Annotated in this window: 19 protein-coding genes; 12 read left to right on the top strand and 7 right to left on the bottom strand. The window is 58.0% G+C overall.

All coding sequences use genetic code 11. The annotated features are described in order from the left end of the window. Positions 1-51 precede the first annotated feature (51 nt). The 8 genes from C6558_RS24025 (at position 52) to C6558_RS24060 (ending at position 10534) form a co-directional block, all read left to right on the top strand. A complete protein-coding gene (locus tag C6558_RS24025; protein ID WP_082523614.1) occupies positions 52-1176 on the top strand; it encodes an HlyD family secretion protein in 1125 nt (374 codons plus the stop codon). Further along, positions 1166-2197 carry a DUF2955 domain-containing protein gene (locus C6558_RS24030; protein ID WP_057207713.1) on the top strand — a complete coding sequence of 344 codons (1032 nt, stop codon included), beginning with the start codon at positions 1166-1168 and terminating at the stop codon, positions 2195-2197. The genes C6558_RS24025 and C6558_RS24030 overlap by 11 nt, the downstream gene beginning before the upstream one ends. A gap of 686 nt (positions 2198-2883) precedes the next feature. Then, positions 2884-3795 (top strand): methionyl-tRNA formyltransferase, encoded by a 912-nt coding sequence (locus tag C6558_RS24035; RefSeq protein ID WP_057207714.1) that lies wholly within the window; start codon positions 2884-2886, stop codon positions 3793-3795. A gap of 51 nt (positions 3796-3846) precedes the next feature. Beyond that, positions 3847-4818, top strand: coding sequence for an ATP-grasp domain-containing protein (locus C6558_RS24040; RefSeq protein ID WP_057207715.1), 972 nt, complete (start codon positions 3847-3849; stop codon positions 4816-4818). A gap of 4 nt (positions 4819-4822) precedes the next feature. Beyond that, positions 4823-5509: an HAD family hydrolase gene (locus tag C6558_RS24045; protein ID WP_158268953.1), complete on the top strand. Its 687-nt coding sequence runs from the start codon at positions 4823-4825 to the stop codon at positions 5507-5509. A gap of 406 nt (positions 5510-5915) precedes the next feature. Next, positions 5916-8051 carry a nucleoside-diphosphate sugar epimerase/dehydratase gene (locus tag C6558_RS24050; protein WP_199197050.1) on the top strand — a complete coding sequence of 712 codons (2136 nt, stop codon included), beginning with the start codon at positions 5916-5918 and terminating at the stop codon, positions 8049-8051. 30 nt (positions 8052-8081) lie between these two features. Next, on the top strand, positions 8082-9281 hold the full coding sequence (locus C6558_RS24055) for a glycosyltransferase (protein ID WP_057207717.1): 1200 nt from the start codon (positions 8082-8084) through the stop codon (positions 9279-9281). Continuing rightward, complete coding sequence (locus C6558_RS24060; protein WP_371412286.1) at positions 9242-10534, top strand: glycosyltransferase family 4 protein; 1293 nt, start codon at positions 9242-9244, stop codon at positions 10532-10534. The genes C6558_RS24055 and C6558_RS24060 overlap by 40 nt, the downstream gene beginning before the upstream one ends. On the opposite strand, the gene cysQ is transcribed toward C6558_RS24060, so the two are convergent. The 5 genes from cysQ to C6558_RS24085 all read right to left on the bottom strand — a co-directional run bounded on the left by cysQ (position 10489) and on the right by C6558_RS24085 (position 16640). After that, on the bottom strand, positions 10489-11292 hold the full coding sequence (gene cysQ / locus C6558_RS24065) for a 3'(2'),5'-bisphosphate nucleotidase CysQ (protein ID WP_057207718.1): 804 nt from the start codon (positions 11290-11292) through the stop codon (positions 10489-10491). The two genes, C6558_RS24060 and cysQ, sit on opposite strands and share 46 nt — an antisense overlap. Then, on the bottom strand, positions 11289-13184 hold the full coding sequence (gene cysN / locus C6558_RS24070) for a sulfate adenylyltransferase subunit CysN (RefSeq protein WP_107027802.1): 1896 nt from the start codon (positions 13182-13184) through the stop codon (positions 11289-11291). The genes cysQ and cysN overlap by 4 nt, the downstream gene beginning before the upstream one ends. Continuing rightward, the gene (gene cysD / locus C6558_RS24075) at positions 13184-14083 is read right to left on the bottom strand and encodes a sulfate adenylyltransferase subunit CysD (RefSeq protein ID WP_057207720.1); all 900 of its coding nucleotides are present in this window, start codon (positions 14081-14083) and stop codon (positions 13184-13186) included. The genes cysN and cysD overlap by 1 nt, the downstream gene beginning before the upstream one ends. Positions 14084-14256: 173 nt before the next feature. After that, positions 14257-15219 (bottom strand): class I SAM-dependent methyltransferase, encoded by a 963-nt coding sequence (locus C6558_RS24080; RefSeq protein ID WP_107027803.1) that lies wholly within the window; start codon positions 15217-15219, stop codon positions 14257-14259. A 92-nt stretch (positions 15220-15311) separates the two neighbouring features. Next, positions 15312-16640 carry an O-antigen ligase gene (locus C6558_RS24085; RefSeq protein ID WP_107027804.1) on the bottom strand — a complete coding sequence of 443 codons (1329 nt, stop codon included), beginning with the start codon at positions 16638-16640 and terminating at the stop codon, positions 15312-15314. Positions 16641-16849: 209 nt separating this feature from the next. Between C6558_RS24085 and C6558_RS24090 the strand changes: the two genes are divergently transcribed. Further along, positions 16850-19123 carry an exopolysaccharide transport family protein gene (locus tag C6558_RS24090; protein WP_057213872.1) on the top strand — a complete coding sequence of 758 codons (2274 nt, stop codon included), beginning with the start codon at positions 16850-16852 and terminating at the stop codon, positions 19121-19123. 34 nt (positions 19124-19157) lie between these two features. Here the strand turns inward: C6558_RS24090 and C6558_RS24095 are convergent, their stop codons facing one another. Both C6558_RS24095 and C6558_RS24100 read right to left on the bottom strand, forming a co-directional pair. After that, positions 19158-20012 carry a sulfotransferase gene (locus C6558_RS24095; protein ID WP_107027805.1) on the bottom strand — a complete coding sequence of 285 codons (855 nt, stop codon included), beginning with the start codon at positions 20010-20012 and terminating at the stop codon, positions 19158-19160. Positions 20013-20034: 22 nt separating this feature from the next. Continuing rightward, on the bottom strand, positions 20035-21222 hold the full coding sequence (locus tag C6558_RS24100) for a glycosyltransferase family 4 protein (RefSeq protein WP_107027806.1): 1188 nt from the start codon (positions 21220-21222) through the stop codon (positions 20035-20037). Positions 21223-21999: 777 nt separating this feature from the next. Between C6558_RS24100 and C6558_RS24105 the strand changes: the two genes are divergently transcribed. The 3 genes from C6558_RS24105 (at position 22000) to C6558_RS24115 (ending at position 25214) form a co-directional block, all read left to right on the top strand. After that, positions 22000-22437 (top strand): hypothetical protein, encoded by a 438-nt coding sequence (locus C6558_RS24105; protein WP_146160908.1) that lies wholly within the window; start codon positions 22000-22002, stop codon positions 22435-22437. 342 nt (positions 22438-22779) lie between these two features. Further along, complete coding sequence (locus C6558_RS24110) at positions 22780-24564, top strand: sensor histidine kinase (RefSeq protein WP_245449203.1); 1785 nt, start codon at positions 22780-22782, stop codon at positions 24562-24564. Then, positions 24525-25214, top strand: a complete 690-nt coding sequence (locus tag C6558_RS24115; protein ID WP_245449204.1) for a response regulator transcription factor — start codon at positions 24525-24527, stop codon at positions 25212-25214. Before C6558_RS24110 ends, C6558_RS24115 begins: the two co-directional genes overlap by 40 nt. Positions 25215-25277 lie beyond the last annotated feature (63 nt).

Here is a 25277-nt window from a genome sequence, read left to right on the forward strand (position 1 = left end):
GGCGCAAGGAGAGCCTCGGCGCGACGGCCGCGTGGTCTTAGGGGAAACGTCATGGCGTCGGATACAACTGGGGCCCCTCAAAATGATGCTCCAAATACAGTGAGCGCGCCTGTTAAAGAGAAAAACCCGCAGCGCACGGTCGCAATCACCGTGCTCCTGGTGGCTTTGCTTCTGTTCGTCGTGACGGTGTTCATGGAGCGGCGTACTCCTTCTTCCTCGCAGGCGACCGTCAGTGCATACGTCGTTGGCGTAGCGCCGGAGGTTACCGGGCGGGTCATTGAAGTGGGCGTGACCGACAATAGCGCCGTGACGTCCGGCCAGATGCTGTTTCGCCTGGACCCGCAACAGTACCGGCTCGCCGTTGCCGAGGCGGAAGCACGCCTTGCAGGGGTAGGTCAGACGATCGGCGCTTCGACGGCGTCCGTCGATGTCGCCCAGGCCAAGGTGGTGGAGACGAAGGCAGTGCGCGCCAACGTCCAGGATCAAGCCACCCGCGCCATGGAACTTGTCAGGCGCGGTATCTACGCCCAGGCGAAATATGATGAGGCCGCGGCCGCGCTGGATCAGGCAGATGCAGGCGTGGATGCAGCCACAGCCGACCTCGTGCGGGCTCAGGAGGAGCTTGGACCTGCGGGAAAGGACAATCCACAATTGAAGGAGGCGCTCGCGGCGCTTGAAACCGCTCAGCTTGATCTGCTGCGCACGACGGTTTCAGCGCCGGCGGAAGGCGTCGTCACCAATCTTCAGCTTTCCGTCGGTGGTATGCTCAGCGCTGGCGAGAGTGCAATGACTTTCATCGATACCGGCACGATTTGGATCACCGCCGCGTTTAAGGAAAACAGCCTTGAGATGGTTGCCGCCGGCGACCGTGTGGAGGTGCTTTTCGATGTTCTCCCCGGTCAGATTTTCGCCGGGACCGTTGAAGGCATCGGGATGGGAGTGGCTCAGGGGAGCGTCGACCCAGCGACGGGCCTGCCGAAGATTTCCACAGACACTGGATGGGTGCGAACGCCGCAGAGCTTTCCCGTCCGCCTGGTTCTCGACGAAGGGCGGCCCAAGGGCGTTCGGTACGGTTCGCAGGCGAATGTGGTCATCTATACCGGGGACCATCCGGTCACCAATGCGCTCGGCAGTCTCTGGATCCGAATTCTGTCGGTCCTGACCTATGTCAGCTGACACGTATCTTTCGCACGAGGAGGACCGCGTCAATGTAAAGCGCAAGGGTCTGCGCATAGCGCTTGCCGTTGCGGTCGGCTTTTCCTGTTCAGTTTATTCGGGGGCTATCATCCCCTTCCTCGGGCCATTGTTTGCAGCACAGTTTCTCATCGCCAGTGATCGCCCTATGTCGTTGCAAAAGGCGTTAGCGGTCACTTTGTTTATTCTTGTCGTCGGGGCACTTCTGCAATTCGTAACGATGCTGACTGGCGACCGGCCGCCGGTTCTGTTGCTACTGCTTGGGCTGATTTACTTTGGATGTTTCTACCAGCAGGCGAACGGCAAGGGCGGCCCCACAATCTTTCTTGTTCTGGTCATTGCGGTTATGGTGCCGCTCCTCACAATTCTGAACGAGGATCTCGGCGACACCATTCTAATGATCCTGGTGCAGGGTGTGGTGACCGGAATGCTCTTGATGTGGCTGGCATATGTCTTTATCCCGGACAAAGGCAGCCCCACTGTTAAGCCGGCGACGGCGACGACATATCCGCGTGCGGCACACTACGCTGCCGCCAACACCACCATACTCCTGATCGCGGTGGTTGCCTGTCTGACACGCGAAGCGCTAGCCACGGCGATTGTCATTCCGATAACAGTCGTGTCACTGCTCTCACAATTCGACGCAACAGCCAGCACGCGCGCGGCGCTGGGGATCGTGATAACCAATATCACTGGAGGCGTGGCCGCGTCCGTCGCATTCGGGCTGCTTCAGCTACGGCCGTCCCTCATTTTCCTCTTTCTATTGGTCCTGCTGGCCGGCCTGGTATTTGGCGGTCGTGCCGCCATGCGTGCGCCGGCCGCCAAACTTTACGCGGGCGCCTTGACGATCTTCCTCCTCGTATTCGGAACCGGCGTCTCACCGCTTCCGGGGTCTGCCGCCGAGTCCTTCTCCACCCGCGTCACTTACATACTGGTGGCCATCGCCTTTGCCACATTCATGACGACGTTGCTTTGGCCTCGGCAGGAAGGCAGTCGCGATTGAGTGCTTGTCGGCGGCTGACGCGCGCCGATTGATCGCTGCCTCCTCCTTGGCGAGCCGCGGAGGCTGACAACCCAGCGGACATCATCGCGAACAGCGCCAGAGTGCAGCGTCTCTCGCCAACTAACCCCGTAGTCAACGCGAATGGCCGCTGTTGCCGCGACCGCTTGTGGCGGAAAAAGTCGGTTTTTCTATAAGGTCTGATTATTTGAAGAGTCGTAGAGGCCGACACAGAAAATTGGCGTGGGGGCCTGCCAATTTTCGATCAAGCAGCGTGTAAGCCGTGTAGCGGAATTGATTCAGCATCAAGCAGCAAACATTCACGCAGAACGTGAATTGGCCGACTTTTCGGCAAACCCACGATTTGGGACTTTTTCAACAATATCGGCACAAAGAAGCCCTCGCAGGCTTTGAGAACCGCACTAAGTGCTCTTCTTGTCCCATTCCAACAGCAGTCTGTCCTGAACATCGATCGGCCCATGCAAATCAAGGCTTTGCGGGCATGAAATCAACACCGGTTCAATTGGGACAGCGGAACAAGCCTTCGCGATGGCCCCGGAAAAGGAGGAACGCGTTTCGTGTCCAACAAATCCACTGGCCTCAATTTTAGTATGATGTAATTTTGACGCAGCCATCCATAGGCTGCATCCCAAGCTTGCCTTTCTCCCTTGGTTACGGAGCTATCATCGATGCGCGTCGCATTCGTCGGGACAGTCGAGGGTTCGAGGATCGCTCTTGAAGCGCTCGTGTCTGTGGGTCGCCCGCCCGGCCTGCTCCTCACCCTTCCCGGTGCAAAAGCAGGTCGGCATTCGGATCATGCCGACCTTATGCCGATTGCGCGAAGAGCAGGGATCGAGGTTGTCGAAACCTCTGATGTCAACGACGAGGCCACGCTTGCAACCCTCCGACAATTCGCGCCCGATGTCATCCTTGTCATCGGGTGGTCTCAGATCTGCGGCCCCCAGTTTCGAAGCATCCCTGCACGCGGTTGCCTGGGTTTCCACCCGGCCGCCTTGCCAAGGCTACGGGGGCGGGGAGTCATCCCCTGGACGATACTCTGCAACGAAAAGGTCACGGGATCGACCCTCTTCTGGCTCGATGATGGCATGGATTCCGGCGACATCCTGCTGCAACGATTGTTCGATGTCGCCGCCGACGAGACCGCGCGGACCCTCTACGACAAGCATACGCGCAACCTGTCGGAGATGATCGTCGAGGCGACGGATTTTCTGGAGAAGGGCTCGGCGAAAGGTATCCAGCAAGACGAACAGGGCGCAAGCTATTGCGCGCGCCGAAGAGCCGAGGATGGGTTGATCGATTGGCGAAGTTCGGCCGTGGACATCGAGCGCCTCATTCGCGCCGTCGGCGATCCTTATCCCGGGGCATTCACCTTTTTCGGCGATCGCAAGATCGTTGTCACCCGCGCGACCGTGCACCCGAATGCGGGCAAATATATCGGCCTTGCGGGCCAGGTCCAAGTGTACACGAAAGCCGGCTTCCTCGTCTTGTGTGGAGACGGCAATTGCCTGGAAGTCATTGACTGGCAGGGGGATCGGCCAGCGTTACATGGCAAGCTGACAGATGGCCGCCCGGGACTTTAGACAGGGGCAGCTTGAATCCAGGACGACAGGCGCCAACGGAGGGCTTTAACGATGAGCAGACGGGAGTTGTGCGTTCTCTTTTCTTCCGCCGGACGGCGGGTCGAACTCATCCAGTGCTTTCGCGCCGCGGCCGCGCGGCTTGATGTGACGCTGCGAGTAATCGCGTGTGACAGGAGGCCGGAGCTCAGTGCCGCCTGTCATACGGCCGATCGGGCATACGCCGTGCCCAGTTGTGACGACGAGGCGTTCATCGATGCCGTCGCCGACATCTGTCAAACAGAAAACGTCGATCTCGTGGTGCCGACAATCGATCCCGAATTGTTGCCGTTTTCCCTTAACGCCGAGCGCCTCGCCGTGGCAGGGACACGGATCCATGTGAGCCCACCCTTGGTGGTGGAAATCGCCCGGGACAAGTTGCGTACGATGCACACGTTCCACCGGGCGGGCCTCGCCGTCCCACGCACCGATACGCTGGAGAATGCCCGCCAGGCGATCTCCGACTGGACGTGGCCGGTCTTCGTCAAGCCGCGCTCAGGCAGCGCCAGTCGCTCCATCAGTGTGATCCACGAGCCAAGCGGTCTTCCTAAAGACTTCGCCGAACCGATGATCGTCCAGGAATACCTCTCCGGCCCCGAATACACGATCAGCATGTTCATCGATCGTGATGGCGTGGCCCGATCTTGCATCGCACACGAACGGCTCTCGGTGCGGGCGGGCGAAGTCGAGAAGGGGCGAACTGTGCGCCTGGCGGAGCTTCCCGCGCTTGCGCGCGGGATGGCTGAGGCACTGCCCGACGCACGCGGCGCCCTCTGCTTTCAGGCAATCGCCGATGCAACCCGCGGATTGCAGGTAATCGAACTCAACGCGCGGTTCGGAGGCGGTTATCCGCTTGCCGATCACGCCGGGGCGTGTTTCGCGCAGTGGCTGCTTGAGGAAGTCGCCGGCCTTCCCGTCAGCGCCAACGACGATTGGCGAGATGGAGTACTCATGTTGCGCTATGATCAGGCTCTTTTTGACGGGTGACCAAATGCGCTCCTTTGCTCGCGGGATCATCTTTGATCTCGATGATACACTCTATTTAGAGCGCGACTTCGTCTTCAGCGGCTTTGCGGCTGTCGGCGCATGGTGGCAGCAAAGAACCGGACAGACCGATTTTGCTGCGCGGTGTGCCCGTCTTTTTGCGGCGGGAGTCAGGGGCCAGGTTTTCGATCTTGCGCTTGCGGAAACGGAGGGCGAGGTCGACCCTTCTCTGACAGAGCAACTGGTGACGATTTACCGGCACCATCAGCCATCAATCTCGCTTGCCCCCGACGCGGCGCGTTTTTTGTTCGATCGCCCGAACGATGACTTCATCGGCATCATCACCGATGGACCAGTCTCGACCCAGCGTTCGAAAATCAGGGCCCTTGGACTCGAGCATAAAGCTGACCTCGTCCTCTTTACGGATGCCTGGGGCATATCCTATCGCAAGCCACACCCAAGAGCATTCGAAGCTGTCGAGACTGCGTCGCATTTAACGGCATCGCAACTCACCTATGTTGCCGACAATGCCATCAAGGATTTTGTCACGCCCCGAACGAGGGGCTGGCAGACCGTTCAAATCCTGCGCGACGAGCGCATCCACTGGTGCGACGCGCCGACACCGATGCACCAGGCACAATCACGAATCGTTACATTCGACGAACTCGAGTTAGCGATCGAACGCTTTCCTTAATCCTCTCGCTTGTAGCAATTCGGCACTTGCGAACCTAAATGATTGATCTTTATCGTCGTCTGTCTACGTTATCAAAATCCATCGATGTTGTAGATTACATTTATCGCCCCAAAGGATTAATCCTTCAAAGTTAGTTTACTTTCCAAAATCAAAGTGGTCTCTAGAGTTCAATGCAAATAGGGAAAAGGTAAAACACGCTCCGACACCGAACAGGTCGAGAGCGTATATCTTTTTTATGCTATGGAATTGACGGAACTCCACCAGAAGTAACGCATATACTTTCGGTCGTATTACTCGCCCGGCCCATTCTGGCCACCGGTTAGCGAAGCCATGTCGAAGGAGGGGCGTTATGTTTCGCATTCCGACCGCCTTTAAGGCGTTTTACGGTGCGTGGGCATTTCGTGTAATGAATCATCGAGCCATCGCAGACAGCGCAGCGTTCCCGGCAACTGCCCGGGACGCCGCGATCACACTTGCGCAGCTTGGCGTCAGGAAACTCAAATCGGCCGCTCGTGGCGCACGAAAGAACGCTGCTCTCTATGCGGTGGATTTGGCATCCGCTGCGATCGCGCTTTTCCTCGCACTATTCCTGCGGTATGGGCCTGGAGGCCTGAGCGATCGCCCCGATACGATGCAGATCCTGGCCTGGTCGTCTGCCCAGTATTTGGCGGTCTGCGCGGCCATGTTCCCGCTCTCGGGTCTCTACAGTCGAAACTGGAAATACGGGTCAATCAGCGACCTCGTGATTATCATCCGCGCGGTGGTCCTGACCTCGCTCGTGCTCATCGCCCTTTTGTTCTTTTCGACACGCCTCACCGATATGCCGCGAACTGTCGTGCCGCTGCAATCGCTGCTTTTGATTGCCTTCCTTGCGACCTCCCGCTTAAGCTTCCGCGCAGACGAATTCCTGCCTTCCAAAAACAAGCGTTCGGAAAAGGCCGACGCCGATGGCCATCGCCACCGCGTTCCCCTGCTTCTGGTTGGAGCCGGCAACGCCGCGGATCTCTATCTACGCGCTTTGTTTCGCGATCCGGCGGCGCCCTATGTGCCGGTCGCCTGTCTCGACTCGAGTGAATCTCAAGTTGGCCTGATGCTGCATGGGGTACCGATCGCAGGAAGGCTCGAGGATCTGGAACAGGTCGTCGCCGATCTCAGGGCCGAGGGCAAGCAACCCTGCCATATCGTTTTCACCGAACCCCTGTCGTCCTTCGATGAGACGGCTTCGGGCGAGTTACTCCAGGCCGCCGAACGCCTTGGGATCGCAGTCTCGCGGCTGCAAAGCGCTACGGAGTTCAAGCAGACCAGCAACGAGAACCCATACGAGCTCCGATCGATCGAAATGACTGATCTCCTCGAACGACCGCAGGCCGCCCTCGACAAGGACGCCATCAGGCGCTTGATTGCCGGCCGGCGAGTTCTTATCACTGGGGCAGGCGGGTCGATCGGCAGCGAACTTACCCGCCAGATCGCCGCTTGCGGCCCGGCCGAGATCGTCCTGGTCGACAATACCGAATTCAATCTCTATTCGATCGACCTGTGCCTAAAGGAAGAGTTTCCGGAGATCCGCCATTCGAACTGCCTTGGCAGCGTTCGGCGCAGCCAGAGGGTCAATGAGATCTTCGAAGCGCACTTGCCGGAACTGGTCTTCCACGCCGCCGCGCTCAAACATGTGCCCATGGTTCAGATCAATCCCTGCGAAGGCGTCCTGACCAATGTCATCGGCACCATGAACGTCGCGAACGCAGCCAAGCGATTCGGTGCACTCGCCATGGTGCAGGTGTCTACCGACAAGGTGGTGAACTCCTCCAGCATAATGGGCATGACGAAACGGCTTGCCGAACTCTATTGCCAAGCGCTCGATCTCGATGGTGTCACAAGCGGGCAGGGACCCCGCTTCATGACCGTTCGCTTCGGCAACGTGCTTGGATCAAGCGGATCCCTTATCCCGCTCTTTAAGCATCAGTTGGCCAAGGGCGGTCCGTTGACGGTCACGGACGCGAGAATGACGCGTTTCTTCATGACCATCCGAGAGGCCGTCGAGCTGACGCTTCAGGCATCGGCTTACGGTTTTCAGAAGCAGATAGGCCAAGGCGAAATCTTCGTTCTCGACATGGGCGAGCCTGTGAAGATCATTGACATCGCTCGACGCATGATCCGTCTGGCGGGCTTCGTGCCGGACAAGGACATCATGATCGAGATCGTTGGATCCCGACCGGGCGAAAAGCTGTTCGAGGAACTGTTCGATCCGACCGATAAGCGCATCCAGTCGGCCATCCCGGGCGTGCTTGGAGCGGTCCCTCAACCCGTGCCCTCTTCGGTGTTGAAGAGCGCATTCAATCGTATGCAGCGCGATGCCGAACGATGTGACGAGAGTTCTGTTCTGGCAGCGATCGCGCAATTGTTGCCGAATGCGGAAATCCCCCAAGACATGATTTCGGCAGCAAGGGCGGCTCGTCAATCGACCGGTCGCAGTCCTGGCGTTATCGCGCTTAGCAAAAAGACGGCGGTGCGGCCGCAGACCACCAGCAGGCCGCGTCAGTAGGTATTGGTGTACGCAAGGAAGGAGCATGGCATGGCAGGGATCCCCGTACTTCATTGCATCACGGGGCTGAATGTCGGCGGTGCGGAATACATGCTCGCGCGCTTTGGCGCAAAGCTCGCTCAAACGCCTTACGACCCTTCCGTGCTGTCGCTGATGTCGCCCGGCCCGATCGCGCGCGATTTGCAAGCGGCCAACATCGACGTCGCGACACTCCAAATGAACCAGTCTCGACCAGGCCCTCGTGCCTTGGTCAGACTGCGTGCGATCGTGAGATCGTCTCGCCCGAGCCTGCTTCACGGATGGATGTATCACGGCAATGTCGCCGCATCGCTCGGAGCGCTGCTCGGCGAGCGACAGCCCACCATATGGAGCATTCACCACTCCATCGCCAACCTCGCCTCAGAGAAACTGCTGACACGTGCCGTGATCCGGCTGAGCGCTTCCCTTTCCCATCGCACATGCGCAATTTCCTACTGTTCGCGGGTGTCGGCCGACCAGCACGAAGCGCTGGGTTTCGATCCGGACAAGCGGCGTATCATTCCAAACGGTGTCGATTGCGATCAGTTTCGCCCACGGCCCGACGCCCGACGGTATCTCTGCGACGCGCTCTCAGTGCCCACTGAGCGCTTTCTTGTCGGCAATGTCGCGCGCGCACATCCGATGAAGGACCATGGCACCTTCGTGCGTGCAATCGCCACGCTTCGCAGCCTGGGGCTTGATGCTCACGGGATCCTGATCGGCGACGGCCACGAAAATGGGATCGTCCGACATTTGGCGGCCGAACTCGGCATAACACCGATGATCACCGTCTCAAACGCGCGTGCGGACATTGACCGCCTGATGCCGGGCCTCGACCTATTCATGCTGTCGTCGGCTTGGGGGGAAGCATTTCCACTGGTCGTGGCTGAAGCAATGGCCAGTGGCGTGCCGGCGATCGCCACCGATGTCGGAGACTGCGCATGGCTGCTAGGAGACCGGCAGATGGTCGTTGAACCGGAAAACGCAGATGGTCTTGCAAAACTTGCCGCGTCGATCCTCTGCCTGTCGCAAAGCGCCCGGCGGCAACTGGGAGAACGCGCGCGTAGGCGCGTCGTCGAGCGGTTCTCGCTGAGATCCTACGTCGACAGCCACCTCGCGCTCTACGACGAGGTCCTCGACCAGCAAGCCACCAACGCGGCGCGGCAAATTGGGTGGCAGGCACCGGTCAACGCAGCCCGTCGTATGCGGTAGTGGCCATGAAGGCATCAAAAACCGTTCCCAGCAAAACAGAAGCACCCCGCACCAGGATAGTCCTGATTGCGAGCTTGACGTCGTCGCTAACGAATTTTCGTCGCGAATTGATCAAGGATCTTGTCAAGGCAGGGTTTGATGTCGATGCCATGGCCCCTGACCATGATCCGATCGTGGAAAAAGAACTGGATACGCTTGGTGTGCGTTTCATCCGAATTCCCATGTCGAGGGCCGGGCTGAACCCCTTTGTCGACCTTGTGACGCTCGCCGCACTGGTCCGTCACTTCCTGAAAGAACGTCCGGCGGCGATCCTGCCCTATACGATGAAACCGATCATCTACGGCGGCATTGCCGCGCGGCTCTGCTCGGTGCCCCATAGGTTCTTTCTCGTCACCGGACTCGGCCATATGTTCGCTGTCGAGCCTGACGAAAGCGCCGTTCGCCGATCGCTGCGCTCGATGTGCGTCGGGCTCTACCGATGCGCGATGAAGAAGGCACGGGCCGTCTTCGTATATAACGAAGCGGATCTTGCCGACATCAGAGAGCGCCGGCTGGTCGACGACCCCTCTATTGTCTCTACAGTGCCGGGCTCGGGCGTCGATCTTGATTACTACCACGCATCGACGCCACCGCTTAAGCCGACGGTTTTTCTTCTGATCGCCCGGCTCCTGCGCGACAAGGGCATCCCAGAATATGTCGCTGCGGCGCGGACAATCCGCGCACGCCACCCCGACGCCGTCTTCCAACTGCTGGGGCACTACGATCCCAACCCGACGGCGATCAGCGAAGGAGAAGTCGCTGGATGGGTGCAGGAAGGTGTGGTGCAGTATCTTGGAACCACCCGCGATGTGCGTCCGTACCTTGCGGCCTGCAGCGTGTTCGTGCTGCCCTCCTACTACCGGGAAGGCATCCCCAGAAGCATTCTGGAGGCGATGGCGACCGGACGCGCAATCATCACGACGGATCTACCCGGTTGCAGGCAAACGGTGGACCCAGGTGTCAACGGCGTTTTGATCGAGCCTCGCAGCGTCTCGTCGCTTGTTGAAGCGATGGAAGGCTTCATTGAAAAGCGTTCCGCGATTGCCGCCATGGGACGCGCTTCGCGTCGGATGGCGGAAGAACGGTTCGACGTCAGGCTGGTAAACCGCCTGCTTCTTGCGCGTATGCAAATAGACGACAAAGCGACGACCGCATGCACCGACGATAGTCAGCACCAACCCTCAGGCGGGGCTGCGGCCCAGGCGACGAAGTGAGGGTTGGCGAAGTCGCAATCGCTCACCTGCCGGCACTTGCCATACCTCAAGACCGAGCCGTCCAGGCGCAGCACCGTTCCGCCGGCAGCAGCCAATACCGCATCACCGGCGGCAGTATCCCACTCCATCGTCCGGCCAAAACGCGGATAGACATCCGCCCGCCCCTCGGCCAGCAGGCAGAATTTTAGGGATGAACCAACCGAGGTACACTCCTGGACATGGTGCCGGGCAAGGAATCTCTCGGTTTCCGCGCAGGAATGGCTGCGGCTCGCGACCGCGATCATCGCGGTTTCACGACCGCGCGCGCGGATCTCCCGTCGCTCGCACACGCGACCGAAGCGATCGATCTCCAGACGCTGCGCGATGCCACCGGCCGCAACATAGGCTCGTCGCAAGGCCGGGGCATACACGATACCGGCAATCGGCTTGCCGTTCTCGATAAGGGCAATGTTCACAGTGAAATCGTCACGGCGAGCAATGAACTCTTTGGTGCCATCGAGTGGGTCGACCAGATAGAAGGTGCCTTCCTCAACGGAGGGAGCACAGCCCGCAGCTGCCGCCTCCTCCCCGACGATGGGGGTGCCGGGCGAAACTTTGGCGAGACGTTCGAATATCACCGCCTCAGCTCTGAGATCAGCTTCGGTAACGGGCGATCCATCGGCCTTCGCAACCGCGTCGGCGCCGGCATGATAGACATCGAGAACGGCGATGCCCGCAGCCAGTGCCGTCTCCTCGAAAAGTTCGGACAACGCGTTCATTGCAACTGTCGCCGTGCGAGAAAATCTTCGATCTGGAGGGCGAGATCCGTCGGCTCGCTGTCGATCGTCGACAGGCGCAGCTCCGGATGCTCCGGCTCTTCATAGGGTGACGAGATGCCAGTGAAATTGGCGATCTTGCCGGCACGGGCTTTTTCATAAAGCCCCTTGGGATCGCGGCGAGCGCATTCCTCGATCGGCGTATCCACGAAAATCTCGATGAATTCACCTTCGGCCATCAGTTCGCGCGCCATGCGCCGCTCGTCACGGAACGGCGAGATGAAGGAAACCAGAACGATCAGGCCGGCATCCGCCATCAATTTTGCCACCTCGGCCACGCGCCGGATGTTTTCCACCCGATCTTCGTCGGTAAAGCCCAAATCCCTGTTCAGGCCGTGTCTGACATTGTCGCCGTCGAGAAGATAGGTATGCCTGCCATGGGCATTGAGGATCCGTTCGAGCGCGTTGGCGATTGTCGATTTGCCAGAGCCGGAAAGCCCCGTGAACCACAGGACGGCAGGTGTCTGCTGTTTCTGCGCACTTCGCGCCTGCTTGTTGACGTCCATGGCGTGCCAGTGGACGTTGGCCGCGCGCCTCAATGGGAAATCGATCATGCCGGCGCCAACGGTGTCGTTGGTCAGGCGGTCGACGATGACGAAATTTCCGGTGGTCTTGTTGTCCTTGTAGGCGTCGAAGGCGATCGGAGCCTGCGTCGAGATATTGCAGACGCCGATCTCGTTCATCGTCAGCGATTTGGCTGCCTCCCGGGCAAAACTGTTGACGTTCACGCGATGCTTGAGCTTGGTGATCGTCGCGTTGACGCTGTCGGTTTCGGTCCTCAGGATATAGCTGCGGCCCGGAAGCAAAGGGTTGGCGTCGAACCAGATAACATGAGCTTGCAACTGATCGGCGACGAAAGGCCGTGACGATGGCGACGTCAGCATGTTGCCGCGGGAGGCATCGACCTCATCTCTAAGAACCAGGGTAACGGCCTGGCCGGCCTCGGCGCTTGCGACTTCTCCGTCATAGGTCACGATGGATTTGATCGCCGTCTTTTGTCCAGACTTGGCGACCGTGACCGGATCACCGACGGCTATCCGGCCGGACGCAATCTCGCCAGCATATCCGCGGAACCCGGCATTGGGCCGATTGACCCATTGTATTGGAAAGCGGAAAGGGCGATCGGCGCCCTCTTTGCCGACGTCGACGGTTTCGAGATATTCGAGCAGGCTCGGACCCTGGTACCATGGCGTGTGCAGTGACCGGGAGGTGACGTTGTCACCATAACGAGCCGACACGGGGATGGCCTGCACCGTTTCAAAACCGAGCGTCAGCACGAATTTTCGATAGTGGGTCTGTAGCGCTTCAAATATGCTCGAGCGATAGCCGACGAGATCGATCTTGTTCACCGCAACAACCACATGGCGAATGCCAAGAAGCGAGGCGAGGTAGGTGTGGCGGCAGGTCTGCGGCAGCATGCCGTGCTGGCTGTCGACCAAGATAATCGCCAGATCCGCCGTCGATGCGCCGGTCACCATATTGCGGGTATATTCCTCGTGGCCGGGCGTGTCGGCGACGACGAACTTGCGCTTGGCGGTCGAGAAGTAACGGTAGGCGACATCTATGGTGATGCCCTGTTCTCGTTCCGCCTCAAGCCCGTCCAGCAGCAGCGAGTAATCGAGGTGATCGACCTTTCCCTGCCGTTCGCTCTCCCGTCCCAGGTCCGCGACCTGATCCTCCAGGATTAAGCCGCCGTCATAGAGTAACCTGCCGATCAAGGTGGATTTTCCGTCGTCGACCGATCCGCAGGTGATGAAGCGAAGAAGCGACTTGCTACCTTCGACATCAAGGAGCCCCGCCACTTCAGGCGAAAATACCGAAGGTTGACCGTGCATCAGAAGTATCCTTCCCGCTTCTTCCTTTCCATGCCGGACGCTTCGTCGCGATCGACAAGCCGGTTGCGCCGCTCCGAGGAGCGGCTGAAGACCATCTCCTCGATGATCTCGGGAACAGTCGTTGCCTTGGACGGGATGGCGCCGGTGAGCGGGTAGCACCCCAAGGTGCGGAAACGCACTTGGCGCTGACGGACGATCTCGCCCGGCTGCAGCGGCATGCGGTTATCATCAACCATGATCAGCATGCCGTCCCGTTCGACGACCGGACGTTCGGCGGCGAAATAAAGCGGGACCACCGCGATGCTTTCCTGCAGGACATATTGCCAGACATCCAGTTCAGTCCAGTTCGAGAGCGGGAAGACCCGCATGGTTTCTCCCGGCGTGAGCCTGGTATTGAAGGTCTTCCACATCTCCGGTCTCTGTCGCTTGGGATCCCAAGCCTGACCGGCAGTGCGCAAGGAAAAGATCCGTTCCTTCGCCCTCGATTTTTCCTCATCGCGCCTCGCGCCCGCGATCGCCACGTCGAAGCGATGTTTCTCCAGTGCCTGGCGCAATGCCACCGTCTTCATGAGGTGCGTGTGGACGTTCGAACCGTGCTCGAAAGGACTAATGCCTTGAGCGACACCATCCTCGTTGATGTGAACGATGAGCCTGAGATCGTTGTCCCGTGCGACTTGGTCCCTGAAGGCGATCATCTCCTTGAACTTCCAGGTCGTATCGACGTGAAGCAGTGGAAACGGCGGTTTTGCAGGAAAGAATGCCTTCATCGCCAAATGAAGCAGCACGCTTGAATCCTTGCCGACGGAGTAAAGCAGCACTGGGTTGGCGGATGTTGCCGCGACCTCCCTCATGGTGTGGATGGCTTCGGCCTCAAGGCGGGCAAGATGCGAAAGAGCCATGCGACAACCCCTTTGTGTCGCGTTGCGAAATCGACCGGCGCAAATCAATTGTCGTCGGGAAAGCGGCAAAGCGGCTTCCCGAAACAGGTTTCGTAAATGATGTTCGAATTTAAGGTCCGCGCCGCCCCGGTGGCAATTAGCGAGAACGGGTTAGCCTAAAAGGGTAGGTCGGGTCAGGCGTGTCGCCCCTGCGCCCCCTGGTAGTGGGCGATAATGGCCTTCGGGGAAATCGGCGCCTGCGCTTTCCGACCATAAAAATACACGCCGCTTGCGCCATCCTCCGCAAAGCGTGCGGGAATGATCGCATCCAGATATTGCGTCCAGAAGAAGGCGAGCTTTGCAAGCTTGCCCAGCATCACCGACCGAAAGACACTGCGAACGAGATAGTCAACTGACCACATGAACTGCGTGCCGGGGCCACCATTGGCCCCAGATGAAATCGTCTCGAACCAGCGGAACAGATATCGATGGCCGCTTTCGCTGAACCGGGTGAAATCGAATGCTCCCTCGTGCACCTGCTGCATGAAGGGCGTTTCAGCGTAGACGAGCCCCTTGTCGCTCAGGACGCGCCAGATCTCGGACACGACCTGGGCAGGCTGGAGGACGTGCTCAAGAACGGCCTGGATGACCACTGCGTCGAAAAAATCGTCCGGCAAGGGAATCTGATGGGCGTCGGCTATGAACTGGGTGAGGGGGGATGCATAGACGTCGAAGGAGTAGACGCTGATCTCCGGATGCTCATAGAGGGGTTCCATTCCTTGGCCAATACTCCCGCCGCCGATGACAAGAAGCTTGGCCGGGCGGGCCGCGGTCATCTGCAGGTCATCAACCAATCGACTGACGTTGGAGACAGTACTCTTTTTTGTCGGCGAGAGCAGTTTCTTGAAGAACCTCGTCAAGCGACCGTATTGTTTGCGCTCGATGGGGCTTGCCGCCTTCGAGCGTAAGAAATCGCCTTCGCTAAACACGGATTCCGAAAAATCGATCATAACCGGCTTGCCGTCGACCAGGCGATAGGACATCTCGGGGTTCTCGGGACAGACCGGTTTCAGCACATCGGGTGAAACGCGCGCCAGTTTCGAACCGGTGCGCGGGCAACGCAATGCTTCAAGGCATTCTTCCACTTCGACCAGCATCACTTATCCTCGCCCTCAGCAACTGGAACCGCATCTGACAGTTTGCGTTGCGACAGAAACTTGCGTTCCTTCAAACAGTTCCCGCGCACGAGCTAGCGAATAGGACCTAACCCTGACCTAGGGCGTCCGCCCCGCAATATTCGCGCAGGCGTTAGCGCTCCATTGCCGATGCTCCTTTTCTCCACAGCGCGACAATAGCTTGTTGCCAGTCCTAGCGTAAGGATTATTGGGACAGTCCAGAACCGCCCATAAAGGTGAGGAAACGCATTAGCCATCAACGCGAACATAGACACGCTGACAAGCGCGCAGGCAGCGTAAGCTGCACCTCCCGGCACGCGATACGTCCGCACAATCGGGAGAAACGTGGCAGCAATCATAACACTAAAACCTATGGCGGCCATGATTCCGCCTTCGGTCGACAACAAAAGATACAGGTTGTGCACGGGCTGCCTGATGGCGCTGGTGACTTGGTATTGATCGGCGCCGACACCTATCCACAATGTATCCTGCACTCGACCAAGGGCCTCATGCATCAATTCGACGCGATGGTCGAAGGTTCCAGCCTGGCTTAGATCGCCCGTTTCCAAGGCGCCGAGCACGCGTTTTTGAAAGACCGCCGGCAGGTAGTCGCGGCCGGAGTGCACAATCCAAATGGCAAAGGGTGTCAAACAGGCAAGGCCGACCACGACATACTTCCAGCTGCCGCTCAGGACCATGAACCCGAGGAAAGTGAACGCAAAGCCGGCCAGACCGGTATTCGAACCCGTCAGCAAGATGCCATAGGCCATGGTCGCCCCAATGACGATCGCATAGGCTTTGCCGATCTTTCCCTTGGAAGCCAGCAACATAAGCATCGGCATCGCGAGCGCGATTACTGCCGCGCATTCGTTCTCCCTTTCGACAAATCCCGTCAAGCGACCATTGCCGCTTACGAAAGCGGTGTTCTTCTGGCCATCGATATGGATCAGGTAAATCCCATGCAAGCACATGAGGAAGATCGACGCTACGTAGACCTTGGCGAAGGTCCACATGGTGCCCAGATCGCGCCCGCAAACAACAAGGGCAACAACCAGATAGGCGAACAGATACTGCCCGACGATGACGATGCCCCGTATCGGGGCGGTGGACAGAAGGCTGCTGATCATCAGCCCGGAGCACAGCAACAGCAGACCGCAAAGCCACACAGTCGCCGACGCGCGCCCCCACAGCCGTAGCGGCAATCCACCGGTAAGCGCACGCAACCCAAGAGCGGCGCAAAACAACAAGTCGCTCAGGGTGAAATAGAACATGTTCGTGCGCAAGAAATTCACCGCCGAAAGGAAAACGGCACACACGGCACAGGCGAATTCAATCCTTTGCCAAAAGGTGTGTCGGTCGGAGGAGATCGGCTGAACACCGGACGTTCGTGTCATGTGCGTCATTGACGTCGACCACAACCACTGGGAAATGAGCTCGTTATTCTACAGGCCACATATTTGCACACATGCTTGAAATGAATCCGCTAAAATTCCCTTTGACATTGTTCCCAAACTGCTCCCAAGTAAATAGGCGAATGTGAAGCCTAATATCACTTGTTGACCGACCGACGTGGACGCAGATGGCTCCAACGGAGGACTCGGGATAGGCCATCATGCTGTTATATGACCGAGAGTACGAAGCCGATGAGAAGGGTGGGCGCCGATTTGGACCAGTACCGCCGGTCTCGCGCGACACCTCGTCCTATGAACTTGCGGATATCGTCGACTTCTTCCGGCGCCACGCCAAGCTCATCTTGATTACAGCCCTGACGGGCACCCTGCTCGCTACCATCATTACCCTGTCGCTCACAAAGATCTACACGGCCTCTTCGACGCTCGTCTTCGACCGCAACGATATCCGGCCGTACGAAGCCGTCATCGAGTTGCAAAAACAGGAACGTGACAAGTCCGCGATGGAGACCGAAATGGATCTCATCAAATCTCGCGAATTCCTCGGCTTTGTGGTTGACGACTTGAATTTGATGGAAGACCCATACTTCAATGCCAGATTGTCAGCAGACGCTCAGCAAGACGCATCGTCGTTTTGGGGATGGCGGTGGTCTCCACGCAAAGCGCAGGCAGGACCGCGGCGCGTGACGGCGGGCCAGAATGTTCATCGACCCACTACCCTCGACCCAGTCAACCGTGATCGGGTCATCACAAAACTCGCCGATGCCATCTCTGCCGATCGCAAGGGCGAAAGCCTTGCGATGACAATTTACGTTCAGCATCCCTTGGCGCTTTATGCAGCCGAGATCGCCAATGGCGTAGCAGCGGACTACGTGGTTTGGTCAACCCAGATGAAAGAACTTGCAGCGCATGCGACTGTCGATACCCTTCGCACCCAGGCCAAAGATTTGGTGCAGTCGATAGCCAAGAAGGAACGCGAGATCGCCGACTTCACGATGCGCAGCGACCTGACATTCGATCCACGTGACGATGTTCTGCGTGCCCGCACCGAACAGCTCAATCAGCAGTTCATCCTGGCGAGGGTCGACGAAGCCGGCGCATGGGCGAAGTATAATGAGGCCAAGAACATTCTTTCAAAGACCGGCATCGACTCCGCCGGCCGCGTTATGACGTCGGACCTCCTCAGCTCGCTGCGAACCGAACAAGGAAAGCTGGAACGCGGCCGGGCCCAACTGGCCTCAAAATTTGGCAAGAACCACCCCCAGGTAGTCGAGGTCGATGCGGAATTGGCGTCGAATCGCCAAGTGATCGAAGGTGAAATCAATCGCACCCTCCAGGAACTGGAAAACGATGCGAAAGTCGCAACTGTCAGGGTGCAGAAATTCCAGGAGGAAGTCGGTCGGCTGCAGAAACAAATGCAGGACCGAAATCTCGATGAAATTCGCCGTCGCGAATTGGAGCGTGACCTACTGACCGAGCAGAAGCGCTATGATGCAGTGGTCCTGAGGCTCGGCACGCTCGATCCGGAGAAGGATGAGATCAAGGCCACGGCCCGCATTGCGTCGTTCGCCGAAGTTCCGATCGATCCGTCGTTTCCCAAGCCCGGCTTGCTCATTCCCATCGGCGGCTTAGCTTCGCTACTGCTGGGCATGGTTGGCGCGATGGCGGTCGAGGCGGCGGACGGACGCGTTCGGACGGCCCGCACGCTCGAAGCGATCGTCAACCAGCCGAACTATCTCTCCATCCCCGATCTAACGGCGACGTTGAAACCGGATCAAACGCTTTATCGCTCCATTCTCGCCGACCCACGCTCACCATTCGCACGCTCAATGCGCTCTCTATGTCTCGGCTGGAAGAGCCAGGACGCATCCAAAGTCGTCATGTTCTGCTCTCCTTCAGCCAATGAAGGCAAGACAACTTGTGCCGTGGGCATGGCGACCGTTGCCGCTCTGAACGGTTTGCGTTCCGTTATCCTGGACATGGACCCCGGCCCTACGGGGGCGACCACGATGATCGGAGCGCCGCAAAGGCCATTCAATCTCGATCTTGTAGCCGATGGCGCCACCGATCTGACCTCAATTAGCGCGCAAGCGCCTGACTTTCCTTTTGTTCACGTTCTCACCTCGCGTCTGACGCTCCAAGATCAGGAGCGTATTTTTGGAGAACTGCGCAGGCACTTCGATCTTATCATCGTCGATACGCCTGCGGCCGATAATGATGACGACGCGATCTGGCTCGCAAGCCATGTCGATGCGGTGTTTGTGGTTGCGGCGGCGGAGCGGACCTACGAGAAGAACCTCCTTGACCTTGTCGAGCGACTAACGACAAGCCGCGCAAGGATCATCGGGAGCATCCTAAATTTTGCCGGCATCTATCGGCCAAAGCCGGTGTGGAGATCGCCGCATGACTGGCTCAGGAGCAGGTTGGGCTCATGGAGGAGAACGGACAACTTGGGTTTGCAGGTCCGGCGCTCCTAACCCGAGTTCGAGCCATGGGTGGCGCCCCAAAAGCCTACACCGATGGGCGCTTGACATCTTCCATGGGGGCTTTCAACCAGTCGCCTAAGTCGCGGCCAAGCAAACCTGCAAGGCGGTCGGTCTCGTCCTCATAGTAACCGATCATTCGCGAGGTCAATTCCTTGTTGAGCGGTACATACTTGAACTCTGCCGAGATCATTGATCTCAAAAATTCGAAGCCTTTCGTGTCACGCAAGGGGGCAACGATCGGTTTAAGTGGCTTGAGTATCTGCCGTAATCTGGCGTCCACCAGAGGTTTGGTCTTGTCCTTTACCCTCTGAGCGACTGGCTCAAAAGCGGGGTTTCCGTCAAGGCCGAGAAACTGCCGCAGGTCCTGAACCTGCCCGGCGGCATCCCTCTTGAGGTCTTCGTAAAACAGAACGAGCAGCCTTTCCCGAGGGAAGAACTCGAGAAACCGGCGCAACTGCCGGAAATACAACCCACCCTCGAGGAACCTGCCGCCCGCACCCTGGCGCGGATCGAGATAGCGCTCGATGTCACCAGTCGCCTCGCCGCGGCGATGGAGCATGCAGTAGTCGGAATAGGCCCGCTCAACGGGATTTCTCAGCTGTGCCACCAGCAAGACGTGCGGCAGACTTTGGTGGATACGCGCCGCGGCGGCAGGGGTATCAAGGTAGGAGTTCGACTTCTCACCGATGACAAGACCCTCGCTGGTCGGCTTGAAATTCTCCAGATACCAACGATCTCCGCGATCGTGGTAGCGACTGAAATAATGGATCTCCGGATCCGGCATATGGACACGTGGATCCAATTGCAGCGATTGTTGCAACCAGGTGGTGGCGCTCTTCGTTGCGCCAATGATCAGGAAGTTGATATCGCCCATTTCCATCGTCTGCTCCTCAAGGCCAAACTCAGGGTGCTGTCCTTCTTACTCCAAAGCTCCGGTACTCGCGTCCAACGATGCGCTCATAAAGCAGGCTGATGCCTTTGACATGAGCCTCGGTGCCATATTTCGTCAAAGCGTTTTCACGAGCCGTCGAACTGATGCGGCGATGTTCCCCGGCGTTCATCAGCAGTCTCGCCAGCGGATCGACGAAGGCCTCCGGCTTTTCAGGCTCAACGAGGAAACCAGTCACACCGTCGACGATTGCCTCGATGTTGCCGCCGTGGCGGGTCGCAATCACAGGGGTCTCGAGCAACATGGCTTCAATTAACGTCCGCCCGAAGGGTTCGTTGATGGCCGGAACCAGCAATGCGTCGAGCGCACTCATGCAAGGCGCGACCGGCGCGCGAAAGCCCATCATTTTGATACGCCGCTCGACTCCAAGTTCCAGCGCGCGCGCTCGCATCTCCGGTTCCGGGTTCGGAAGGTCTGGTGATGGGATTCCGAAGACGAGGCCAACCAGCGGGAAATCCGGAAAGCGCTGGAGGAAAGCGTGGATGACCTCGACAAACCTGACCGGGCGCTTCCTGTCGATCAAGCCCCCCACATAGCCGACGAAGCGGGTTTCCTCGGGCAGGTCGAGTTCCCCGACGAATTCGCGCCTGCAGTCTTCCCGATCGGGCAAAATGGTTGGGTGATCGAAGGGGCTGTGCAGTACGCTCAGCTTATGGGAAACCGGCAGGATCGGCCGCGTCGGCTGCACGTAGCGCGAGACCGTAGCAATGTGATTTGCCAATAGAGGCGCCATGACGTTAACGCCGAAGGCATCGGGATCGCCGCGATGATGCCAAAGCAGCCGCGCGCCGGAAAGGCGAGCCGCCAGGGCCCAGGTCGCGTGCATCTGGCCGTCGTTGGTATGTACGATATCAACCTCATGTTCACGAAGGAATGAACTGAGTAGCGCAGTGGTTCGTGCATATCCAAAACCGCGCGAGAGCTTGCCAGCCACGCCATATGAATGGCGAGGCGACATCACCGCAACTTCGGGCGACTTGACGAAAGACACTCCACGTTCTGTGAGATAGGCTTCAAGTGCCTTTCCGGGCTGATGCAGAATGACAAGTGGTTTATATTTCGATTGATCGAGCGCACAGATCAAACCAACGGCGGAGATGTGGCTGCCGCCGACTTCATCTCCCACAAATGGATAGGCCACTACGAGACGGTCAACGTCGCTCAGGATATTTCTCCCCGGATCGCCTCTCCCTGGGAGCCACGGTCCTTTCTGCGGTTGAGCTAATCTAACGCGGCTTCTTCCGATGATCCATTACAATCCGACTGCCGGCTGTCGATCGCTCGCCGCTGCAGTAAAGACCATCGTCAGCCGTCCAGCCTTCATGTGCAGACCCACCCCTGAGGGCTGGAAATTGGTAGGTTGAGGCAGCGACGGCGGCTTGTTTTGCATTTTCAAGCAATCCCGGCCAGTTGGGCCGCAAGCTTCGGCAAGTATCCTGACGAAATCGTCGCCGTCGGCCACAAAGCGCTCATCGAGCCAGAAGATTTAGAAACCTGGGAACCGATATCAAAAGTATCGCATTGGGTCAGCCCGTCGCTTCGACCAATGATGGGCGGTCTAGTGACAATCAAGCGGCATTGTGAATGCAAGTCCCACAAACGAACGCAGAGTGGTAGACGTTGATCACCGTCTCGAATGCCGATTTTTGCTAGCCGAGAACAACGATCTCCCGCCGCAGCTCTTCAATTCGGGCATCGATATCACCCAGTTTCGGACGTGCCGCGCCAACGACCGTGCATCCCGTTCGCATCGGAAATTTCCACCGATATATCCAACGACATATACTCTGCCAACGGGGAACGAGTTACAGTCTTTTGTTGAATGGCTGGCGGATAATCCGATGGGTGATTTGCTGTGCGATGACTGTCCTGCGTACGGCGGTATTGCCAAGTCGGAATGATTGGGCTGGAGTTGACCATGTTAGGTTGCAGCGTCATCGAAATCATGCCATCGAACGGGCGGGTCCCTGCGGAATTGATCGAAGCAGGCTATCGGTCAAGCCAGTATGGTCTCGTCGTATTTATCCTGAACAACGTGACCTACCAGGCTGTTAATTTGGTTCTCGATCCGGTCGTCAGGACAATGCCACTGTCAATCCCAGGCGTGCTTTACGTAAAAATTGGCGACGAGCAACGAGTGCGCGAAGCGGTAACTTCAGCTTCGATCGTATATTTCGCGAGCAATTCTCTTTACAACTTCGCTGCAAATTATGGCGCAGCGCCCAAGCTGGTCCATTTAGATTTGCCCCCGCAGTCGAATGACACAGACGAGTTATCAGCTATACGAGAACATATTCCCCCACCGGAAACCGTCGATTGGCGCCACCACAGCTTTCATCATATTTCCGCGGCATAACTCAGACTTCAATTCTGCTGTGAAGAAGACAATTGTCAGTTGCTCCGAATCCCAAATGAGCAAGAAGGCGACGCTGGCGAAAATGGGCCTACCAGCCCGTTGAAAAAGTCGGTCGTTGGCACGGGCAAGGCTATGCAATTGATCATTCGGTTTAAGTTCATTTTTTAGTATGTTATGCTGACGTAATTAAGCGTTTCAGGCTGGAATGCAGCAAATCCAGTGTCTGAGAGGAAGCAACCGCCGGTCTCGTATAGAGCAGATAGCAATCAATAGCTTAATTCTGAGCGCCGTTTACGAGCGAGGGTAAGGCGGCCCTAGCTCGGTCATCGCTGGAGACGGGCCATGCGTATGAATGCCTGGCGGAACTTCATACTTAGGGGCAACATTGCCTCGCCTCTTCGACCCCAAGGTTTTAGCAACACCTGCGACGCGGACGCAGCACGCGGTCGAACGACCTGGATCAACACACACCGTGCACGTGCGGATAAGGTCATTGCTATTGGCCGTATCATGTCAGTGATCGCAAGCCTCTCGATAGCCTGGCTCGGCGCGATGCATCAGCCGCGTCCTCCCCAGTTTGTACTTCCATTTCTGTCGGTCTACCTCGCATACGCGATCCTCTGCGCAATCCATGTTTGGCGAAGCAAGATTTCGCGTGTAAGCGGCACCCTGATACGCCATGCGGTGGATGTCGTTACCTTTGTTTTTTTCATGCTACTAACAGGTGGCGCTTCCAGTCCATTTTTCATATTCATGCCCTTCGTTCTCCTGAGTGCAACGCTGCATTGGCGTTGGCGAGGTGCGTTTTGGACAGCGCTCATCTGCATGGCAGTTCCTGTTTGCCTGGTAGCGTTCGATACCGGTGCTGACGTGACGACGGACGTCTCACACATCCTATTCGTGACTGTCGCCGGCGTTCTACTGGTCTGGCTCGGGGCTCACCAAGAAGTAGTTCGCGCGGAGATGCTGCGCCTGGTGGAGAAAACTCCTGCGACACCCGAAGGACCCGAGTGGCCCGCTGGTGCCGCTCTTGAATACGCAGCGCACGTGATGCGCTCGCCCCGCGCACTCCTGATCTGGAGCGACCCGGACGAGCCATGGACCTACGTAGCAGTTCGCGAGAATGGCGCTTGCAGTGTCACGCAATTGCCGCCGGACGCCTATTGGCCATGGGTTGCGGAACCATTGCAGCGTGCCAGCCTGCTAATCGCCGACGCCAGCCATTCTCAAATCCTCATCCACCGGGGCGAGGGATATTTCGACGAATGGGCCGACACAGTGTCGCCTGTTTCACCTGTTCTCGCTGGCGATTTTTCGATAGCCTCTGCGGTCTCGGCGCAATTTCGAGTGGGTGATCTTGAGGCACGCATCTTTCTCTTGGATCCACCGACACTTTCGCTTGACGACGTGGCCATTGCAGAGGTCATCGCCGACAGGATCAAAGCATTGTTCGAGCAGGCTATCTTGATGCGCAGGCTTAGCGATGCAGCGGCTGTTGAGGAACGTATCAAGATCGGGCGCGATCTTCACGACGGAGTACTTCAAGCTCTGGCCGGAACGGCGTTGCAACTCCAGTCCCTGCGTTCGTTCACTCTCGGGGAGGATCAACAGATCGACGGGCGTGTGACGGCCATCCAAGCCATGCTTGCCGATGAGCAACGCGAACTTCGCGCTTTCATCCGCGCGCTCGAACCAGGCCAAGGATACCGCAACTTCGCCGAATCTCATTTAGCACGGCAATTCGAGGCATTGGCTCGGCGTTTGCGCAAGCAATGGTCGATTGATATTCGCTTCGCTTTAAGCCCCATAGATCTGCGTCTTCCCGCCACGATGGTCTACGAGCTCATACGCATGGCTTCCGAAGCGACGGCTAATGCGGTGCGTCACGGTGGTGCGAAAACACTTGAAATCAACTTACAACTGGATGCCGGTACGATCTTGTTAACGGTCGATGATGATGGATCAGGCTTCGGCTTTGAGCGACGGTTTGATCATGCGGAGCTGAAGAATACCAAGACCGGACCTCGCAGCCTTCGCGAACGCGCCGCAGCGCGTGGTGGAGAGCTTTCGATCGACAGGGTTGCGCAATGGACACGGATCTTGATCAGATTGCCGGTGCACCAATGAGCCTGCGCGTTGTCATTGTCGATGATCACCTGATTGTTCTGGACGGGTTGCGCCGCATGATCGAGACCGAGGAAAATACCTGGGTGGTCGTCACATGTCGAAGTGCGTTCGACGCGATTGCTGCGATCGATCGGGAACGGATTGACCTCGTCGTCGTAGATCTGCGAATTCCCGGAATGAGCGGACTCGAGTTGATTCATTACATCCGCACCCGTGGGTCGGACCTGCCAATTGTCGTTCTTACCGCGGATATCAGCGACGAAGATCTTGCCATAGCAATGCAATATCGCGTGAATGGCATCGTACTGAAGGAACAGGCACCGACCATATTCCTTAACTGCCTGCGGACCGTTGCCACCGGCGGCACATATTTTACGGACAGAAGCATGGCCTGTGCGCTGGACCGGCTGCGCGAACGTGAATCCCAATACAACTCTCTGCTGCAAGCATTGACACCGCGTGAAGTTGAGGTTTCGCGTCTTGCCGCCGATGGATTGCGTAGCAGGGCGATAGGGGACGAGCTTGGGATTTCTCCCGGAACAGTCAAGCTTCATCTTCACAGCATCTACGGCAAACTTGGTATTTCAACGCGGGTGGAGCTCGCAAACCTGGCGAAACGGCAATGGCTGACGAACGAGACCCGATCTTAAGAAGACGTGAGGCGCGGTTTGCATGAAGCGAGCTTTGAAGCGCAAAGGCGAGAAAGCGGAAAC

The sequence above is a fragment of the Ensifer sp. NM-2 genome, assembly GCF_003024455.1.
Classification (GTDB): domain Bacteria; phylum Pseudomonadota; class Alphaproteobacteria; order Rhizobiales; family Rhizobiaceae; genus Ensifer; species Ensifer canadensis.

Excerpts from the sequence above, each read along its gene's own strand:
- C6558_RS24035 (WP_057207714.1), top strand. The coding sequence starts at position 2,884 with ATGCGCGTCGCATTCGTCGGGACAGTCGAGGGTTCGAGGATCGCTCTT.
- C6558_RS24085 (WP_107027804.1), bottom strand. The coding sequence starts at position 16,640 with ATGACGCACATGACACGAACGTCCGGTGTTCAGCCGATCTCCTCCGAC.
- C6558_RS24055 (WP_057207717.1), top strand. The coding sequence starts at position 8,082 with ATGGCAGGGATCCCCGTACTTCATTGCATCACGGGGCTGAATGTCGGC.
- C6558_RS24030 (WP_057207713.1), top strand. The coding sequence starts at position 1,166 with ATGTCAGCTGACACGTATCTTTCGCACGAGGAGGACCGCGTCAATGTA.
- cysD (WP_057207720.1), bottom strand. The coding sequence starts at position 14,083 with ATGGCTCTTTCGCATCTTGCCCGCCTTGAGGCCGAAGCCATCCACACC.
- C6558_RS24115 (WP_245449204.1), top strand. The coding sequence starts at position 24,525 with ATGGACACGGATCTTGATCAGATTGCCGGTGCACCAATGAGCCTGCGC.
- C6558_RS24110 (WP_245449203.1), top strand. The coding sequence starts at position 22,780 with ATGCGTATGAATGCCTGGCGGAACTTCATACTTAGGGGCAACATTGCC.
- C6558_RS24090 (WP_057213872.1), top strand. The coding sequence starts at position 16,850 with ATGCTGTTATATGACCGAGAGTACGAAGCCGATGAGAAGGGTGGGCGC.
- cysN (WP_107027802.1), bottom strand. The coding sequence starts at position 13,184 with ATGCACGGTCAACCTTCGGTATTTTCGCCTGAAGTGGCGGGGCTCCTT.
- C6558_RS24025 (WP_082523614.1), top strand. The coding sequence starts at position 52 with ATGGCGTCGGATACAACTGGGGCCCCTCAAAATGATGCTCCAAATACA.
- C6558_RS24080 (WP_107027803.1), bottom strand. The coding sequence starts at position 15,219 with ATGCTGGTCGAAGTGGAAGAATGCCTTGAAGCATTGCGTTGCCCGCGC.
- C6558_RS24105 (WP_146160908.1), top strand. The coding sequence starts at position 22,000 with ATGTTAGGTTGCAGCGTCATCGAAATCATGCCATCGAACGGGCGGGTC.
- C6558_RS24095 (WP_107027805.1), bottom strand. The coding sequence starts at position 20,012 with ATGGAAATGGGCGATATCAACTTCCTGATCATTGGCGCAACGAAGAGC.
- C6558_RS24040 (WP_057207715.1), top strand. The coding sequence starts at position 3,847 with ATGAGCAGACGGGAGTTGTGCGTTCTCTTTTCTTCCGCCGGACGGCGG.
- C6558_RS24045 (WP_158268953.1), top strand. The coding sequence starts at position 4,823 with ATGCGCTCCTTTGCTCGCGGGATCATCTTTGATCTCGATGATACACTC.
- cysQ (WP_057207718.1), bottom strand. The coding sequence starts at position 11,292 with ATGAACGCGTTGTCCGAACTTTTCGAGGAGACGGCACTGGCTGCGGGC.
- C6558_RS24050 (WP_199197050.1), top strand. The coding sequence starts at position 5,916 with ATGAATCATCGAGCCATCGCAGACAGCGCAGCGTTCCCGGCAACTGCC.